Here is a 19,423-nt window from a genome sequence, read left to right as displayed (position 1 = left end):
GGGTGGCCCGCTATGTGTACTTGGTGATGAATACCAATATAAGACTTTCATGTGATATTTAACCTACAAATATCATAATATGGGCTGCATTCTTAATAAGGGAGTGTATAGTGAAGACCACTACCCGATAAATGTTGTGAAATATATCTCAAAATGATAAATATTTGTCGATCGTCATGTTTATCATTTACTTCTTGGTAAGGAGAAAATTATGGGGAAGCCCCCCACAAAAGTGGGTTTTCGTGAATATGCTATCTACCAGATTTATCCGAAATCATTCCGGGACACGACCGGAAGTGGCATAGGGGACCTCCGGGGTGTCATCGAAAAAATCCCCTACATAGCCTCCCTTGGGATCGACATGATTTGGTTCAATCCATTTTTCGTCTCCCCACAACGTGACGGCGGCTATGATGTTGCCGATTACTACAACATCGATCCCGCTATCGGCACCATGGATGACTTCGATGAACTCGTGCGCACGCTCGCCGACAACGGCATCGGCGTGATGCTCGACATGGTACTCAACCACACGTCGACTGAACACGAATGGTTCCAAAAGGCCCTCGCCGGCGATAAAAAATACCAAGACTTCTACATTATTCGGCCGCCCGCCGCAGACGGTGGCTTGCCCACAAACTGGGAATCAAAATTCGGTGGTCCCGCCTGGGCGCCTTTCGGCGACACCGGCAACTACTATCTCCACCTTTATGATCCCACCCAGGCTGATCTGAATTGGCGTAACCCAGAAGTGCGCGACGAAATGGTAAAAATCGTGAACTTCTGGCGGGCCAAAGGAATCCACGGTTTCCGTTTTGATGTCATCAACGTCATCGGCAAGGCCGCGGAACTGAAATCCTCGGCACCGGGTGAAGACCCCCGCTACATGTACACCGACGGTCCCGACGTCAACGCTTACCTTCAACAATTGAATGCCGAGAGTTTTGGCCAGGATCCCGACTCGGTGACCGTCGGCGAAATGTCGTCGACAAGCATTCAAAACTGCGTGGAATACTCCAACCCCGACAACCATGAGCTCGACATGGTATTCAGCTTCCACCACCTCAAAGTGGACTACCTTAATGGGCAAAAATGGAGCAATGTGCGGTTCAACCCCATCGACCTCAAACGTACCCTCAACGAATGGGCATTGGGCATGCAAGAAGGCAACGGTTGGAACGCGCTCTTCCTCAACAACCACGACCAGCCGCGATCCGTCAACCGCTTCGGCGACCCAACAACATACCGGGTGGAATCCGCAACCATGCTGGCCACCATGATCCATATGCTGCGCGGCACCCCCTACATTTACATGGGCGAAGAAATCGGCATGACCGATCCCGAATACCACAGCATCGACGACTATGTTGATGTCGAAGCCCGCAACGCCTACAACGCGCTCATCGACCAAGGTCTCGACGCGGCCGAAGCGTTTACGATCGTGCGTTCGAAGGCCCGCGATAACTCCCGTACCCCCATGCAGTGGGACGACAGCCCGAACGTTGGCTTTACGACGGGCACCCCGTGGTTACGACCCACCAACCAAGAGCACATCAATGTGGCGGCCGAAGAACAGGGCGGAAAAATCCTCGCCTACTACAAAAAACTCATCCGTCTGCGGAAACAACACCTTGCCATCTCCATCGGCGAATATCAGCCGTACCAGCTCGAACATCCACAGGTTTACGCATTCACCCGCACTCACGAGGACGAAAAACTCCTTGTGATCGTTAACCTATCCGACAAGGAAATTGCGTACGACATTCCAGCAGATTTCGCAACAGGGGAAGTGCTCATTGCTAACTATCCGAATCCCACTGTTGCCGACACGATTCAGCTTCATCCCTATGAAGCTCTGACCTTGAAGAAAGAGGTAGTTGCATAGTGACTAGTTCTACAACGCCAACCGCCGTTGAGGTGGTGGCGCCTATTACTGGCACCATCATTGATATCACTGATGTGCCTGACCCAGTGGCGGCCAGGGGATCATTTCCAGTGCCAGCTCGATCATCCATAGGTTTACCTTTACCCACGCTCATAGGGATGAATAACTTCTGGTGATCGTTCACCTATCCGACAAGAAAATTACGTACGATATTCCTTAGAGACTTCGCAACAGGGAAAGTGCTCATCACTAACTATTCGCACCCCCTTGTTGTCAACACGATTCAGCTTCACCCCTATGAAGCTCTGACCATGAAGAAAGAGGTAGTTGCATAGTGACTAGTTCTACAACGCCAACCACCGTTGAAGTGGTGGCACCTATCGCCGGCACCATCATTGATATCACTGATGTGCCCGATCCAGTTTTATCGAAGAAATCTGTGGGCGATGGTTTTGGAATCAGTGCACCACCCGGCGGCACTGTAGTTTCGCCGGTGACCGGCACTGTCATAATGGTGGCGAAAACCCTCCATGCGGTGGGTTTTAAAACCGAGTCTGGCCTGCAATTTCTCGTGCACCTGGGCATTGACACCGTGGAATTAGAAGGCAAACCCTTCACCCTGACCATCGCCAAAGGGGACGAGGTTAAAGCCGGGCAAAACATTGGCACCATGGATGTTGAGGCAATCAAAGAAGGCGGTAAAGATACCACCACCGTGGTGACGGTGACGAACACCGCCAAAAAACTCGACCACATTGACGTCGACGAGGGGCCCGCCGAAGCCGGTGACAAAGTCGCTGTGGCCTACGTCAAGGCGGAACCGCCCGTGCTGCAGGCTGCACCCACCCCCAAGGAGCTGACGCCTGCCGAAAATCCCAACCGGCCCGCGGAGCTCACCGGCTATGATGCCCTGGCCTGGGACATTATCGACAACATTGGTGGCAAGGAAAACGTCCGTAGCGTCACATACTGCATCACCCGGGTGCGGTTCTACCTGAAGGACACTACCAAGGCCGAAACTGACATCATCACCAACCTCAACGGTGTCCGCGACGTGGTGCAGGCTGGCGGCCAATACCAGGTGGTGGTCGGGCCCGAAGTGGAAGAAGTATATAACGCAGTCATGTCCCAACTTGGCGAAGTCAGTAGCAGCTAAGCCGGGACGGAAGCTGCGAAATCCGCCACCGCGTTGGATCGGGTGAAATCCCTCCTGCATGGTCGGCCTCAAGAAAAAGAAAACTGACAAAGCTCTTACAAAGAATGATCCCCAGAACCGCTGTTGGCGGCCAGGGGATCATTCCCATTTTCACGTCGTATGCTGGCAGGGTGAAAGCTCCACTTCTACCAATGCGTGTGTGTGCTCAGCATAGGTGGTAACCCAAAAGGGGGCTTAAGGAAGTCGCTCGGTGGGGAATCCCAACCATTCCCGGAACCGCACTGCTAGTTCTAGTGATCTGGCCACCATTACCCACAAAACCTTCACAATGCTTCAACCTTGCTGAGCTGGGGTACTCATGGTGCTACATCGCTGTGTGGGGGATGCATTGTAGCCGCATGCCTTGTCTACCACAACCCCAGCTCAGTGAAACTGCTACTTGTGCGTCTGGGGCTATGAAGCCCTCGGTAATATGCCGAAAACACCCGAAAGCCTTGAGCCGCCTTGAGCTGTCCCGTCGCGGAACCGCAGGGACGGCTGGGAATCAAATGTGCTGAGCTGGAGTTGTGGTGACAGGCGACTCCCACCAAGGAGGCTGAATCGAGAAAGTACAGCTCAGCACAACCGATACCGTTGCCGGCGGTGGTTGAATTCGAGCGACAACGGCATGCAGACGCATGTGGGAGGTATGTAGGATGCGCATTCCCGGCCATGAAGCGCACTCAACTCACACCATTCCCCAGCATTCATAGCCAATCACCGAATTTGAAAGCTCCACTTTCCAACGGCACAACCACAACGCCGAGATCGCAGCACAACCGCAAGCCACAAGTGGAGCTTTCAACACCATAGGACCCGCCGCGGAATGATTGAGAACAATAAAATCCGCCGACCCCCACCAATAAAACATGAGGATCGACGGACTTACGCAACCTTGCTGTCAGCATCGCGCTGGTGCTGTAAACCCGGCAGGCTCACCAGCACCAGCCACCAGTTCACCGGCCAGTGGTCAGCAGCTCATAGTCAGCTTCTACTTCAGTTCCATCATGACCGAACCCTTGGTCACGCCTTCACCAGCAGAAACCGCCAAATCAGTGACCACCCCAGACTTATGGGCCTTCACCGGGTTCTCCATCTTCATGGCCTCCAAAACCACCACGACTTCGCCCTCGGCGACCTCCTGGCCTTCCTCCACATTCACCTTAATCACAGTGCCCTGCATCGGGGCGGCCACGGCATCACCAGAAACACCCGCCTTAGAACCACCGGAACGACGCTTCTTTGCCTTCTTCTTAGCGCCACCAGCACCGCCGCCAGCCAACGCCAAATCACCCGGTAGCGCAATCTCAACCCGCCGGCCATCAATCTCCACCACAACCTTTTGGTTCGGGGTAGCTTCTTCCGCTTCCTCCGCATCCGCAGGATCAACATAGGGCGGAATCGGGTTCTCCCATTCCTCCTCAATCCACTTGGTATACACATCAAAGTGCGTATCATCACCAACAAAGGCCGGATTCTCCACAATATGCCGGTGGAATGGCACCACAGTTGGCATGCCTTCGATCACATATTCGGACAGTGCGCGCCGGGAGCGCTGCAATGCTTCCTCACGGGTTTCACCGAACACAATCAACTTTGCCAACATTGAGTCGAACTGGCCCCCAACCACGGAGCCTTCTCGCACACCAGAATCCATGCGCACACCGGGGCCGGACGGCTCAACATATTTGGTGATCGCACCGGGGGCCGGCATGAAGTTGCTGCCGGCATCTTCACCGTTGATGCGGAATTCGAATGCGTGCCCGCGAGGCGTGGGATCCTGCTTGATGTGCAGCTCTTTGCCTTCGGCGATGCGGAACTGTTCCCGCACCAGATCCAAACCGGTCGTGACCTCTGTCACCGGGTGTTCCACCTGCAACCGGGTATTGACTTCCAGGAAGTTAATGAGCCCGGTGGAGTCCACCAGGTATTCCACCGTGCCGGCACCGTAGTAGCCGGCCTCCTTGCAGATCCGTTTCGCAGATTCATGCAAAGTGGTGCGCTGCTCCTCGGTGAGGAAGGGAGCCGGGGCCTCCTCCACGAGCTTTTGGAACCGGCGCTGCAACGAGCAGTCACGGGTACCGGCCACGATCACATTGCCATGCATGTCGGCCAGCACCTGGCATTCCACGTGTCGGGCCTTGTCCATGTATCGTTCCACGAAGCATTCGCCTCGGCCGAATGCGGCTAATGCCTCACGGGTGGCGGATTCGTAAAGCTCTGGGACTTCTTCCTTGGTGTAAGCCACTTTCATGCCGCGGCCGCCACCGCCGAAAGCAGCCTTAATAGCAATGGGCAACCCGAATTCCTCGGCGAATGCTACTACTTCATTGACGTCTTTCACCGGCTCTTTCGTGCCCGGGGCCATGGGGGCCTTGGCGCGCTGGGCAATGTGGCGGGCGGTGACTTTATCGCCCAAGTCCCGAATCGACTGTGGGGACGGACCGATCCAGATCAAGCCGGCATTGATGACGGCCTCGGCAAAGTCGCCATTTTCGGACAAGAAACCGTATCCGGGGTGAATAGCGTTCGCCCCAGATTTCTTAGCAGCATCGAGGATCTTGTCAAAGACCAGGTAAGACTCTGCGGAGTTTTGGCCGCCTAAAGCGAAAGCTTCATCAGCAAGGCTGACAAAAGGGGCATTGGCATCTGGTTCGGCATACACCGCAACGCTGGGGATTCCAGCATCACGAGCAGCACGGATAACACGAATGGCGATCTCGCCGCGGTTGGCGACAAGAATTTTAGTGATTTTCCTTGATTCCACAGTCACGTGAAGCTCTCCTGGTAAATTATGCGAGTTGTCAGCAGATGCGTCATACTTGCTATTGCCGTGGTTATTGGCGGGGGATAGGTTCAGCTAAGGCTTATGAAGCCTCCCGTGAACCATCACAATTTATTTAAGTATTCGGCGTACAATATTGTTACACATTTATCCCCCATGGGAAGCAAAATGTACAAAACCAGCCTTATAACATGTGGGTTCCCGTCCACGAAAGCGACATTTCCACATTATCGGGATCGGATCCTTTTCGAACAGGCATACGTATCATATTTCCCCATTCTGCCCATGAACCATCATAATTAACCACATTATTGTGTCCGAGCAGGTATTTTAATACGAACCATGCGTGAGCTGCCTGATGTCCCTGGTAGCAATATACGAACACTTTTTCGGCTTTTAGCGCTGGCGCAAAGGCGGCTTTGAGATCCGAGACTGATCGGAATCGGGCATTCACGAGCACCGAGTTTTCCCAGCAAATATTGATTGCGGAGGGAATGTGACCGTGTCGAATTACCCCTGAATCAGGGGAGTTGTCGGGAATGTCTCCCATGTATTCTTTCCCATTTCGGACATCTACGATCGCAATTGTGTCGTTGCTCGGGTCGGATGATTGGCCTTCTGCGCCATTCTTGGAAAGCTTCGTTATTCCGGCGAGTACGTCGGCCACGAATGCCCGATTGGTTACATCGTCTCGTTCCACCACCGGGTATTGTGTGGGCGGGTAGTCTGGCACCACAAAAGACGTGTCGCGTTCCTCCGCCATCCATGCGTCGCGTCCCCCATCGAGCAGTCGCACGTCCTGGTGCCCGAATAATTCGAATACCCATATGGTAAAAGCCGCCCAGGAATTTGCTTTATCTCCATACACGACCACCGTGTCGTCTCGATTGATGCCCTTTGCCGACATGAGTGCAGCAAAGCTTTCGGCGGTCAAGAGGTCTCGGGACAATGGATCGTTTAATTCGCGTCGCCAATCAATGCGGACTGCGCCTGGGATGTGCCCGATGTCATACTGTAGTGGGTCGGCATCGGATTCCACGACTCGCAGTCCGGGGGTGCCCAGGCGGGCTGAGAGCCAGGACGCTGACACGAGTCGCTCAGGATGTGCATAATTTTGAAATTGCGGCTGGGGGTCAAAAGAAGCGGGCATAGCGGGATAGCGCACCTTTCAGTTGCATGGAGATAATTAACACTTCTTAAATTAAGTAATCTAGTTCTCTATCGTAGAGAAAAGTGGATTGTTACCGTTTAGTACTATAAATGTGACCAAAGATATGCCGATTTTTGCTTGTCGACGCTAACCCCATAGGGGGTTAACCATCGAAAAGGGCTCAATCAATGGGTGTAGTGGGCGGGGGTAGTTACCCTATAATGGCCTATGGTGGGGGTAATTATTAGTTGTAAATTACCCACGAAACTAGGCATGTAACATTGTGTTATTGATTACTCCATCCCAGTGGGACTGGTGAATTCACTATAGTTTTCTATATGCCAATGCATGGTTTCACCGGCACTCACCAGTTGTTATATGAAACACGCAAAACAATGGCTCCAACTTATCAGTTCTTGTTCACCCCACTAATAGGTGAACAATAATTACCAGCGAAAGGGTACTGCTGTGCACAAAAGCATCGTGGTTTTTGAAGTCGAAGGTGGCTCCGACAAATTCATTGACGGGCACCGAAAAGATACTATGCCCATCGTTAATGCCATTAAAGACGCTGGTTGGCATGCCGAAGTAGTGTACTACCGGCCAGAATGGGCCGAAACCCTATTCGAATATGTTTCTTCGAATTTCGATGCTTATATTTCCCGCGTGAACCCCGGAAACATTCCCGGTGGGGAAAAGGGCTACTTTGATCTGCTCACCAAACTCAGCGAAGCCGGCCTGGTGGGCATGTCAACCCCAGCCGAGATGATGGCCTATGGCGCCAAGGATGCTCTGGTCAAACTCAAAGACACCGACCTTGTGCCCTCCGACACCGCCGCCTACTACGACGTGGAAACCTTCCACAAGACCTTCCCCACCTCCTTGTCCTACGGGGAACGAGTTCTGAAGCAAAACCGTGGCTCCACCGGCTCCGGCATTTGGCGCGTGCAACTTGAAGACAAAGAACTCGCAGCCAGCGTCACCCCCGGAACCGCCCTGCCGCTTGACACTAAACTCCGCTGCACCGAGGCCGTGGACAATCACACCGAAATCCGGGAACTCGGCGAATTCATGGATTTCTGCGATCAATACATCATTGGTGACAATGGCATGCTCGTCGACATGCGGTTCATGCCCCGCATTGTCGAAGGGGAAATCCGTATCCTCCTGGTTGGCCCTCACCCGGTATTTGTGGTTCACAAGAAGCCGGCCGCCGGCGGCGATAACTTCTCCGCTACCCTCTTCTCTGGCGCAAAATACACCTACGACAAGCCCGAATCCTGGCAAGACCTGGTCGACATGTTTGCTGCCGCCCGCCCAGTCATCGCCGAAAAACTCGGCGGCGACAATATCCCACTGATCTGGACTGCCGACTTCATGCTTGCCGATGCGGAAGACGGATCCGACACCTACGTTCTCGGGGAAATCAACTGCTCCTGCGTCGGATTCACCTCCGAACTCCACATGGGCATCCAAGAGCTTGTGGCGAAGGAAGCCATTGGCCGAGTCGAGGCCAAGAACACCTAACGAAGCTCGTCGTCAAGCACAAAGAAACCCCCAGCACCCATGCCACATGTGCTGGGGGATTTGCACGCTCGGACACATACCCTGGTGGGGTGCGCAGAAAACTAACCTAAACAGGGGAGTACTAGCGGCAAGCTCAGTACCATAGTGATCTGTGTGTAACACCACCACGCCAGTGACTAACCCCGGATGGTAGCAGCATTGCCGAAGCAATAAACCAATGAATTACCATATCTGCGGTAAGATTTCTGCGGAGGTCTTGCTGCTTATATGGTGTCCAGGAACTAGTGTCTCAGTGGCGTATATTCACGACCACAATCTAAGCCATAACCTAAAGTCACAACGTCTGGGGAGATGAATGGAGCAACTCAACGCAAGTAAATACCGCTATGACCTCGATGGGCTCCGCGGTATTGCCATTGCCTTTGTGGTGCTCTTCCACGTGTTCGTCGGTAGAGTCTCCGGCGGCGTCGACGTTTTCCTCCTACTGTCAGGTTATTTTTTCCTCGGCGCCCAACTTCGCTATGCGACGCGGGAAGGCGCCAACCTCAACCCCTGGTGGCCATTCTGGCGTACCCTCCGACGCCTGGTGCCCGTGCTCGTTGTTGTCTTAGGCGCCACCGTCCTCACCGTCGCTCTCATCACCCCAGAGCTACGCAACCTCAATCTGGCGTCCCAAGTATGGGCATGTCTTGGCTACTACCAAAACTGGATGTTGGCATCCCAAGGCGCATCATATGGTGCCGCCAGTAATAAGGTCTCCCCGCTGCAACATTTGTGGTCCATGGCGGTTCAGGGACAGTTTTATATTTTTGCTATCCTGCTGGCGACCGTGGTGGCGATTTTTGCCCGTAGACTTATCGCCGCGGGAAAAACCGCGAGTCCCCGCCGATTAGCGGGTCCCACGCTGCTGCTGGTCACTATTGCCTCCTTCGTATGTGCCACCTACCTTTATATTTCGGAAAACCAGTCGCTGAACTACTATTCCACGTTCTCCCGAATGTGGGAGCTCACCTTAGGTGCCCTGCTGGCGCTGTTCGCCACCCGCATCAAACTCAATCCGCGGCTGCAACGATTCTTCAGCTGGATTGGGTTAGTGCTTGTGCTCACCACCGGTTTAGTTATGGATGGTGTGAAACAGTTCCCTGGACCGGCCACGCTCTACCCGCTCGGTGGTGCAGCATTGGTAGTCCTCGGCGGTGGCCACGGGGTGAATTGGCTGGCCGGAAGGTTTATGCGATGGTTGGGCACCATCGCATACCCACTCTACCTGTGGCATTGGCCCATGCTGATTCTGGTCACGGTCTACTACAACAAAACCCACCCCAGCATTATCATGGGCGTCATCGTCATCGCCGTATCACTGTTGCTGGCGGATTTATCACACCGGTTCATTGAGGAACCGCTACGCCAACACGGCAAACGCCCCATGGCTGGTGACCACCGTGCCATTGAAGCACTGCAACAATTAAAACAGGCATGGGCCGCCCGATTCCGCCTGCTCGGCGCCATCCTCATCGCAGTGCTCGTGGCCGTGATCGCCTACGTACCCGTCATTTGGCAAGATGACGTGCAGCGGGCATCACAAATGCGACTAGACCCGACACTATATCCGGGGGCGGCAGCCTTGGGAGCGGCCCGCATCCCCGAGGTCGAACCCCAACCCGACCCATACATGTTGGCGGACCTGGTGTCACCAGCGTGGAAAGACGGTTGCATGTCGTTCCTCCACGACAATCCAGAAGAAATCGCCATTGATCGCTACCCAGAAAAATGCGTGTATGGGGATAAAACCGCCGACAAACTCGTATACGTAGTCGGCGGATCCCACGCGGAACAATGGATGGCCGCCCTGGACGAACTCGGAAAACAACATCACTTCCGGGTTGTGCCTATCGTGCGCCAAAGCTGTCCGGCATTCGCCGAAGACCGGGACGATGGCTTCACACCCGAATGCGCGATTTTTAACCGGAAAATGCTGGAACGGCTCCGCACCGACAAACCCGATGTGGTGATTACCAACTCCACCCGGCCATTGCTGGAGCGCGGCAGCTTCCTCGACGAGGCGCCCATTTCCTACCGCACCCTGTGGGATTTCCTATCCCGCGAGAACATCCCGTTTGTTGGGTTGCGCGATAACCCATGGTTCCTCAACCCCGATGGCACAGGGCAGATGGTGTCCGAATGCTGGAAAGAAACCCACGATCTGCAAAAATGTGGGCGGCCACGATCCGATATCTATTCCCCAACGGATCCCGCTGCACAATACTTGACCGCGCCAAACCAGGTGGCGGTGGACACCTCCCAATGGCTCTGCCCTAATAATTTCTGCCCACCGGTGATCGGCAATATCTATGTGTACCGCGACGGCAACCACATGTCCGATGACTATGTGCTGACGCTGGTCCCCTTCCTATGGGACAAGATTAAAAACGTCATTGAGGCCGCACCGGTTCGAGAAAAAGAACGACCGGTTACCGCTCAAAAAGGCGTACACAAGGGCAGCGCGCCTGCCACTGCAGCCGATAGTGCTGGTGGCGCGGGCGAAACTGCGTCGGTTCCGGTCGCGGTCCCCTCGGAACCCGCAGTGTCGGGCGAGGTGCAGCCAGGCGCCCCAGCTGCCCCGGGGGATTATCCGCGGCAGCTGACCAACACAAATCGGTCCCCAACAACCGCAACAAGCAGGGAACCCGCCAGCATTCCGGGCAATGCCGCTGAGCTGCACGATCTTAACGATTCCCTACTGCCCTAGCCGCTATGCCGCCTTTTACCATGCTAGCTGCAAGCACAGCGGCTCAGCGCTATTTGAGCGGTTCGTCAAGCAGCGGTCCCACACAGTCCGGGTCCGCGTCGGACAACATCTGGCGACACCGGTCATACTCAGCCTGATCGCCAATCATTACGGATGCCCGGGCCAGCGCGGCAATCGCACGCAACACGCCCTGATTCGGCAGATGCGAATACGGTACCGGACCCCAACCCTTCCAACCATTGGCGCGCAGCCGGTCCAAGCTGCGGTGATAGCCGGTACGGGCATAGGCGTAGGCCACAGCCTGCGTTGCCGGATCGTCGGGGGTAGCAGCGGCCGCAGCGATCTTCTCTTCGGCAAGGGTGGCCCACGCTAACGGTGATGCCGGGTGTGCCAACACCACAGACTCGGTGATGGGGGTGGGCACCAGGTCTTTCGGCAACTTGATTGGTGGCGGGGCAAGCATGTCGTTAAATTGTGTCATTATTCTGCTTTTCGACGGTTCCAAAAATCGTGTACATCATACCCAAAATGGTACAGGGCACGCCGAACCACCGGCAGAGATAACCCAATGACGTTCGAAGGATCCCCTTCGATACGATCAATAAACCAACCACCCAAGGCCTCTAGCGTAAATGCGCCCGCGCACGGCAACGGTTCCCCAGTTGCGGCGTAGGCGGCAATGTCGGCATCAGTGATGTCCGCGGCAAACCGCACGGTGGTTGTCGCTGCCGCGCAATAGTTGGTGCTCGGCGCAATAATGTGATGGCCGGTGATGAGCTGCGCGGTTTTACCGCGTTGCCTGTGCCAGCGGTTTATCGCCTCTGTCTCGGTATGAGGCTTACCCTGAAGCTCGCCGTCGAGCAGCAACATGGAATCCGCACCAATCACCACATCATGCGGATGCTCGGTGGCAACCATGGTTGCCTTAGCATGAGCTAGCGCGAGCACCACATCCTCGGGGGCGACGTCGGTAAGGGTAGCGATAATAGCGTCTTCATCTACATCAGCAGGGTGAAGCACAGGTGTTATCCCGGCGGATTCTAGAATAGATTTTCGAGATGCGGATCCAGAGGCAAGAATAATACGCATGCCCATACTGTAGCGGGTTTCGGTTTATAACAATGTGGCTTGACGACGATACTATCGGCGTCAAGCTAGCAATGAGGAAGTGACTGGGGACAGGGCATATTGACGTTGACTCACGCCAACATACCCTGTCCTCGAATATTATCGATGTGTTCTTGGTGCCCTACACCTGCGGCAGTTGGTCATCCTTCGTGGGATAGGAGTCTTGGGCGCCTCGACCAGTGACAGCATAAGCGGCCACTCGCACTGCATGATGGGCGGCATCCAGGAGCGAATCTCCGGCATCCAGCCGGGCCACCAGGGCACCAGCGAATGCATCACCGGCGCCGGTGGTGTCCACCGCGGTGACCTTAGGGGAAGGCACAAGCTCGCTGCCCTCCGGGGTAGCCACCAAGGCACCGGCAGCCCCCAAGGTGAGCACCACAGAGGCGAAACCAGCATCCAATAGGTCTGCGGCCAGCTTCTCTGGATTCTTGCTGTCTTCTTCGGCGACTTCATGGCCTAATTGTTGCAGCACCAGGGCGGCTTCGTGTTCATTCGCCATGAGCGGATCTGCTTGGAGCAGAGCATCACGATCCACGGGGACAACCGGGGCAAGGTTAATCACCACGCGGTGAGTGGCGGCATCAACTGCTGCCTGGAAACCCTCGGCGGGAATCTCACCCTGGAGCAACACGATATCGGCGGCAGCAATGTCAGTGGCATGCTGCTTCACCGCTTCTGCATCGACCCAGGCATTCGCGCCGGGTATGACGATGATGGTGTTTTCACCATCGGCCGAGATTGCGATGACGGCTAGGCCGGTGGTGTCCTCAACGTGGCTGATACCGGTGAGGTCGACTCCGGATTTGGTGAGGCATCGTAATGCGGGGGTGGCGTAGGCATCATTACCGACGGCACCAACAAAGCGCACCGATGCACCCTGGAGTGCTGCCGCGACCGCCTGATTTGCACCCTTACCCCCGGGGGTAATCGTGCCCCCGCTACCCATAAGCGTTTCGCCGGGTTTAGGGTGACGATGGACCTGTACCGCCAGGTCGGCGTTGATTGAGCCAACAACGATAATGCTCATAAGAGCTCCTCAAAACTATTAAAACGAGACTCCACAGTAATAAATCGCGTTTGCATAAGGCGTGGTAGAACCAGTGCGAACGACGAAAGTGCAGTCATTGATCTGCTTCTTAAAGTCTTCATGATCTATCTTCGTTATGGGCGCATCCGCCGGTAATGTGTTGATTATCACATCGGGGGTTTGGGTGGCGATGGTGACTTTTTCGATGACAACTTCTTTAAGAATGGCTTCGGCGACCTGTTCAAAGCTAGGGACCCCATGAATCAGCGTCAGGTCAATAATTCTTGCCTGGGGAGGGAGCGGGAGACCGCAGTCGCAGATGGCAAAGGTATCGGTATGGCCTAGGCGGGCAATAGCCTGGTTCAATTGAGGATTCAGCAATCCATCACGTTTCATGATAGTCACATTCTTGTTCTAGATCGGTCAGTTGAAGAGAAAGATTTTACTTAGCGTACTACTTAGTTAGCCTGCGTCGATAAGCCTATGCTTCTTGACGCAGGTAGGGAGAGTAATAGTGTAAGCAAAATAAGAAGCAGGTAGAGCTGGAGCACTCCACCTGCTTTGGTCTCAGGTTTATACCTTAGCTGCTGAACTTGTCAACATTCTCTTTCGTCGCTGCCACAACCTCCACCTGCATCTTCTTGGTGGCGGTTTCCCCCTTTAACAGTTTCGAAGCCTCGATCACGGCCTGCTCCGCCATTTTTACGGGTTGTTGGGCAATCGACGCATACATGCGACCGTCTTTGATGGCCTTTAGCGCATCTTCGGCGCCGTCGAAGCCGATTACCTTCACGTCTTTCCCCGCCTTGCTTCCTAATGCTTCAATGGCGCCTAGGGCCATCTCATCGTTTTCTGCGAAAATGGCCTTGACGTTCGGATGGGCTTGTAGCAGGTTCGTGGTCACATCCAGGCCCTTGGCGCGCTCAAATTCGGCGGTTTGCTTAGCAACAACCTTGATATTGGGGTTGTCTTTGAGCCCTTCATCAAAACCCTTGCCTCGTTCCCGGGAGGCTGAGGAGCCGGTCTTGCCTTGCAACACCAGGATTTCGCCCTCCCCGTTGATGGCATCCGATAGGACCTTAGCGGCTTGCTTGCCGCCGGTTTCGTTATCGGAAGCGATATAGGAGGCAACATTCGCGTTATTGACGGCGCGGTCGACCGCCACGACTGGGATTTTTTCATCAACTAATTGTTGCACTGCCGGCGCCATGGCGTCGGAGTCTGTGGGGTTGATAATCACCACGCCAGTGCCGGAAGCCGCGGCATTGGCCAACTGGTTAGATTGGGTGGCGGAATCATCGGCTGCATCCTGGAAATTGATGGCAAGACCCAGCTCATCGGCCTTTTTCTGGGCGCTTTCACGCATTTGCACAAAGAAGGGGTTGGCTTGGGTGGACAGGGCGAAGGTGATTGTCTTGGCGGAGGCGCTGCCGGTTGTGGTGTGATCGCCGGTGGCATTGTTGCCGCCGGAGTCGCGGTTGCAGGCAGCGAGACCGGCGCAAAGCAAAGTTGCTGAGGCTACGACCGCAAGTGTTTTGCGAAGCTTAGTGCTGAACATACAGGTAGAACCCTTTCGGAAAGGGAAGCTTATTCAGGCGTATTGATGGGAAACAATCATATTGGTAGATAGTAGCTGGGCAGCAAAATACTGAAGGATATGGCTATTTACCTTGTGTTTTTGCCAATTCTCAAGTAACGGTTATGCATCTCGGTGGTTTTAGGACCACCAGAAGCATGGCGGGCGACCCGGGAACTGAATAAACTTCAAGAATAATTTGCAGCTTCTAAAATGAAGTCATATCAAATATATCGTGAAATATGTGAATTAGATACCGATTTCATTGCGAATGACGTCAAACCCTACCATTGGGGGTAGTGATAGCGATACCGATCATCATTGGCAAGCTTATTCAGGCGTATTGCGAGAAAATAACCGTTTGTGGCGGGAAATCATAAAAATATGTCGTTTACCTCGGTTTTTGCCGTTTCCAGAGGATGACCATGGGAGTTCGGCGTTCTTTGGCAGTCTGATCTTCTAGGTGGCTGAATGTGTCGTTTGCTGCTGAAATGATGACAGAAGCTGAGTAAGTTCCACATTCGCAGGGATTAAAACTATTGCGGATGACTATTGGCGAGGATTACCCTAGGCATGATTGCGGGGCTTTGCCGAAACCATCCACAGCATGGGAAACCAAAGGCAGGTGGGGCCGAAGCATTCCACCTGCCTTTAGTTTTTTAGCGGTATACCTTAGCCGCTGAACTTGTCAACATTGTCTTTGGTGACGGTCACCACATCCACCTGCATTTCTTTGGTGGCGGCTTCTCCCTTGAGCAGTTTTGAAGCCTCAACTACGGCTTGTGCCGCCATATCGGCAGGCTGCTGGGCGATAGAAGCATACATGGTGCCTTCCTTGATGGCCTTCAACGCATCCTCAACACCATCGAAGCCAACCACGATCACATCCTTGCCGGCCTTATCGCCCAAGGCCTCAATGGCGCCCAGGGCCATCTCATCGTTTTCTGCGAAAATGGCCTTGACATTCGGGTGTGCCTGCAACAGGTTCGTGGTCACGTCCAGGCCCTTGACCCGTTCAAACTCGGCGGTTTGCTTGGCAACAACCTTGATATTGGGGCTGTCTTTCAAACCTTCGTCGAAGCCCTGGCCCCGTTCCCGGGAGGCTGAGGAGCCGGTCTTGCCTTGCAACACCAGGATTTCGCCCTCCCCATGGATTGCCTCAGACAAGGCCTTAGCGGCTTGCTTACCGCCACCCACGTTGTCGGAAGCAATGTAGGAAGATACTTCCGCGTTATTGACGGCGCGGTCGACCGCCACGACTGGGATTTTTGCATCAGTTAATTGCTTGACAGCCGGTGCCATGGCATCGGAGTCGGTGGGATTCACAATGACCGCCCCGGCGCCGGTTGCCGCAGCATTGGCCAGCTGGTTGGCCTGGGTGGCGGAGTCGTCGGATGCGTCTTGGAAGTTGATGGTGAGGCCCAGCTCATCGGCCTTTTTCTGGGCTCCTTCGCGCATCTTCACCATGAAGGAGTTGGCTTGGGTGGACAGAGCGAAGGTGATTGACTTGTTTGCGCTATCACCAGCGGCATTGTTGCCGCCGGAGTCGCGGTTGCAGGCAGTGAGACTGGTGCAAAGCAAAGTTGCTGAGGCTACGACCGCAAGTGTTTTGCGAAGCTTAGTGCTGAACATACAGGTAGAACCCTTTCGGAACAAGAACAATTTGCGGCTTCTAAAATGAAGTCACATTAAATGTATCGTAAAACATGTGAATTAGGTACTGGTTTTGTTGCGAACTACGTCAAAACCTACCGCGAGGGCGATAACGATGCCGATCACAATTTGTTGCCAGAATGATGGCACATTCAAAATATTGAGGCCGTTACGAATAACCGCTAGCAGAATTGCGCCCACCAAGGTGCCGGAGGCTTTGCCGGAACCACCAGCAAGTGATGCCCCGCCGATGACGACTGCCGCAATGGCGTCGAGCTCATAGCCCAAGGCGGCCTGGGGTTGTGCGGATGATAAGCGGCCCATGATAACGAGCCCTGCGAGGCCGGCGAAAAGGCCTGAGAGACAGTACACAATTACTTGGATGCTTTTCACGGGGATACCGGAGAGGCGGGCTGCTTCCTCATTACCGCCGATTGCGTACATGTTTCGGCCGATAACTGTGCGAGACAAGATAAACCAGCAGATCACTCCTGATAATGCCATCATGACGATGGGCATGGGAATGCCGAAATAGTTTTTACCCAGCATGGTGACCGAAGGTGGGGCGGACATTGGGTTGCCCTTAGAGATCACTAGAGTGACGCCGCGGGCGATGGACATCATGGCTAGGGTGGCAATAAAGGCAGTGAGGCGACCATAGGCGATGGCCAGGCCGGAGATCGCCCCGGCGAGAAGCCCTACGAGCAGGCCAACGATAATCATGAGCCAGTCGGGTAGACCAAGTTTGGCGAAGCATACGGCCGACACCATGGCGGAACATGCGGCCACGGATCCTACCGCGAGGTCGATGCCGGCGGACACAATAACGAAGGTCATGCCGAATGCCAAAATGGCGACGGTAGCGGTTTGAATACCCACATTGATGAGGTTTGTGGTGGTGAGAAAGTGTGGGGTGGCGATGAACAGTCCCACACATATGATGATGAGCCCCACGAGGGCACCGTTATTGATCATCCAGTTGACGATGGGGTGCGGGGCTGTGCTTTTCGACGCTGGTCTGGTGGCCGTGAGGGTATGGCTCATGATTCCTCCGTAATTTCCTCTAAAACTGCATCTTGCAGTGCATCTTCTACATGTGAAACGGCTAGTGCCATAATGTCGTCCTGGGAGGATCCTGCTGGTAATTCGCCGGCTAGTCGACCGCCGGACATGACGAGAATCCGGTCGGACATGCCGATGACTTCTGGTAATTCGGATGACACCATGAGCACTGCACCACCCGCGCTGGTGATGCTATTGATGAGTTGGTAGATTTCCACCTTGGCCCCCACATCGACGCCTCGGGTGGGTTCGTCGAGTAGCAGCACCTGGGAGTTGGCCAGCACCCATCGGCCGAAGACGGTTTTTTGTTGGTTACCACCGGAAAGATCTTTGACTGGCTGGTCAATTGAGGCCATGCGGATGCGTAATTGTTTCGCAACCTTGGTGGCTCGTTGTTTTTGGCCGCGTCGGTCGGCGAGACCGAAACGGGAGGTAGATTGCAGGGTGGCGAAGCCTAGGTTTTCATTGACACTAGCGCCCAGGACGAGTCCCTGGGCTTTGCGGTCTTCGGGAACATGCCCAATGCCGGCCCGGATAGCATGACGAATATCACCTAGTTTAAGGGGGTGATTATTGACCATAACGGTTCCCCCCGTGACGGGGTCGCAGCCGGCGATGGCGCGGATAACCTCGGTGCGTCCGGCACCCACTAGGCCGGCCATGCCCACAATTTCACCGGCGTGCACGGTGAACGATACATTCTGAAATTTATCGTCGCTGCTTAAATCTTTGACTACAAGGAGTGGGTCACCTATTGGGTGGGATTCACGGGGATATTGATTGGTAATTTCTCGTCCCACCATGAGGCGCACGAGTTCTGCTTCGCTGGTGGTGGCGGGTACTTCGTCGATAAGCTGGCCGTCGCGTAATACCGAGACCGTGTCGGCGATTTCGGCGATTTCGTCAAGGTGGTGGGAGATAAAAACCATGGCCACGTTTTGGGCCTTGAGGTCGCGGATCACCTTGAAGAGTTGTTCAATTTCGTGGTCGGTGAGGGCTGCGGTGGGTTCATCCAGGATGAGAATGCGGGCATGCATAGAGAGTGCCTTAGCAATTTCCACCATTTGCTGTCGGGCAATGCCCAGGTTACCGATGCGATCGTTGAGTTTTACATCCACACCAATGAGATCTAAGGCTTCCTGGGCTAGGGCATCTAATTTGCGGTGGTTAACCAGGCCATAGTGGGTAGGGAAGCGGCCAAGCATGACGTTTTCGGCCACGGTCATGGTGGGAACTAGGTTGAGTTCTTGGTGGATGGTGGCAATGCCCAGGTCTTCCGCGGCTTTGCTGGTAGGTAAGTGGGTTTGCTTGCCATCAATAATAATGGCACCGGAATCGGGTTGATATACCCCCGACATCATTTTAATAAGGGTTGATTTGCCTGCCCCGTTTTCGCCGAGAAGCGCGTGTACTTGGCCGGGGCGAACATTAATACTGACCCGATCAATCACATTGACGGGACCAAAAGATTTAGAAACCTCTTTGAGCTGGAGAATCGCTGACGAATCATCATCTATGTCAGCTGGTGGTTCGTTGGTAGATTGTGTGTGAGGACGTCTGTAGGGACTCGACATGTATGTATGCCTCCTTAAAAATCGTCACTACATCAGTGGTGAGAGTGGGAATGAATTGGGATAAATTATCAGCTAGAGCAATGGAACTAAAAAGCCGGCCCAAAACAAC

Annotated in this window: 14 protein-coding genes; 4 read left to right on the top strand and 10 right to left on the bottom strand. The window is 54.3% G+C overall.

Features of this window, described 5'->3' with window-relative positions:
* The first annotated feature begins 211 nt into the window (after positions 1-211).
* A complete protein-coding gene (gene treC / locus HBA49_RS09295; RefSeq protein WP_005524457.1) occupies positions 212-1,885 on the top strand; it encodes an alpha,alpha-phosphotrehalase in 1,674 nt (557 codons plus the stop codon).
* A gap of 334 nt (positions 1,886-2,219) precedes the next feature.
* Entirely contained in the window at positions 2,220-3,041 is an 822-nt protein-coding gene (locus HBA49_RS09290) for a glucose PTS transporter subunit IIA (RefSeq protein ID WP_005524156.1), read from the top strand.
* 1,030 nt (positions 3,042-4,071) lie between these two features.
* On the opposite strand, the gene HBA49_RS09285 is transcribed toward HBA49_RS09290, so the two are convergent.
* The gene (locus HBA49_RS09285; protein WP_005524401.1) at positions 4,072-5,853 is read right to left on the bottom strand and encodes an acetyl/propionyl/methylcrotonyl-CoA carboxylase subunit alpha; all 1,782 of its coding nucleotides are present in this window, start codon (positions 5,851-5,853) and stop codon (positions 4,072-4,074) included.
* A 196-nt stretch (positions 5,854-6,049) separates the two neighbouring features.
* On the bottom strand, positions 6,050-7,015 hold the full coding sequence (locus HBA49_RS09280; RefSeq protein WP_005524543.1) for a sulfurtransferase: 966 nt from the start codon (positions 7,013-7,015) through the stop codon (positions 6,050-6,052).
* Between the two features lie 468 nt (positions 7,016-7,483).
* Here HBA49_RS09280 and HBA49_RS09275 point away from each other — a divergent pair, with 468 nt between their 5' ends.
* Both HBA49_RS09275 and HBA49_RS09270 read left to right on the top strand, forming a co-directional pair.
* Positions 7,484-8,542 (top strand): Cj0069 family protein, encoded by a 1,059-nt coding sequence (locus tag HBA49_RS09275; protein WP_005524042.1) that lies wholly within the window; start codon positions 7,484-7,486, stop codon positions 8,540-8,542.
* Between the two features lie 355 nt (positions 8,543-8,897).
* Complete coding sequence (locus HBA49_RS09270; protein ID WP_005523976.1) at positions 8,898-11,291, top strand: acyltransferase family protein; 2,394 nt, start codon at positions 8,898-8,900, stop codon at positions 11,289-11,291.
* Between the two features lie 49 nt (positions 11,292-11,340).
* Here HBA49_RS09270 and HBA49_RS09265 read toward each other — a convergent pair whose 3' ends face one another.
* From HBA49_RS09265 to HBA49_RS09230, 8 genes are all read right to left on the bottom strand, one after another.
* A complete protein-coding gene (locus HBA49_RS09265; protein WP_005524243.1) occupies positions 11,341-11,772 on the bottom strand; it encodes a DUF3151 domain-containing protein in 432 nt (143 codons plus the stop codon).
* The gene (locus HBA49_RS09260; protein WP_172458847.1) at positions 11,772-12,380 is read right to left on the bottom strand and encodes a Maf family protein; all 609 of its coding nucleotides are present in this window, start codon (positions 12,378-12,380) and stop codon (positions 11,772-11,774) included. Before HBA49_RS09260 ends, HBA49_RS09265 begins: the two co-directional genes overlap by 1 nt.
* A 160-nt stretch (positions 12,381-12,540) precedes the next feature.
* Positions 12,541-13,449 (bottom strand): ribokinase, encoded by a 909-nt coding sequence (locus tag HBA49_RS09255; protein ID WP_005524509.1) that lies wholly within the window; start codon positions 13,447-13,449, stop codon positions 12,541-12,543.
* An 18-nt stretch (positions 13,450-13,467) separates the two neighbouring features.
* On the bottom strand, positions 13,468-13,845 hold the full coding sequence (gene rbsD / locus HBA49_RS09250) for a D-ribose pyranase (protein WP_005519979.1): 378 nt from the start codon (positions 13,843-13,845) through the stop codon (positions 13,468-13,470).
* A gap of 184 nt (positions 13,846-14,029) precedes the next feature.
* The gene (locus tag HBA49_RS09245; RefSeq protein ID WP_005523947.1) at positions 14,030-15,007 is read right to left on the bottom strand and encodes a substrate-binding domain-containing protein; all 978 of its coding nucleotides are present in this window, start codon (positions 15,005-15,007) and stop codon (positions 14,030-14,032) included.
* A gap of 690 nt (positions 15,008-15,697) precedes the next feature.
* Positions 15,698-16,657 carry a substrate-binding domain-containing protein gene (locus HBA49_RS09240; protein ID WP_005524395.1) on the bottom strand — a complete coding sequence of 320 codons (960 nt, stop codon included), beginning with the start codon at positions 16,655-16,657 and terminating at the stop codon, positions 15,698-15,700.
* Positions 16,658-16,738: 81 nt separating this feature from the next.
* Positions 16,739-17,722 carry an ABC transporter permease gene (locus HBA49_RS09235; RefSeq protein WP_005524513.1) on the bottom strand — a complete coding sequence of 328 codons (984 nt, stop codon included), beginning with the start codon at positions 17,720-17,722 and terminating at the stop codon, positions 16,739-16,741.
* Positions 17,719-19,314, bottom strand: a complete 1,596-nt coding sequence (locus tag HBA49_RS09230; RefSeq protein ID WP_005524072.1) for a sugar ABC transporter ATP-binding protein — start codon at positions 19,312-19,314, stop codon at positions 17,719-17,721. Before HBA49_RS09230 ends, HBA49_RS09235 begins: the two co-directional genes overlap by 4 nt.
* Between the last annotated feature and the right edge of the window lie 109 nt (positions 19,315-19,423).

Source organism: Corynebacterium matruchotii (assembly GCF_011612265.2).
In the GTDB taxonomy this organism is placed as follows: Bacteria; Actinomycetota; Actinomycetes; order Mycobacteriales; family Mycobacteriaceae; genus Corynebacterium; species Corynebacterium matruchotii.
Note: the sequence above shows the minus strand (reverse complement) of the source record. Positions and strands in the feature narration are given on the sequence as shown.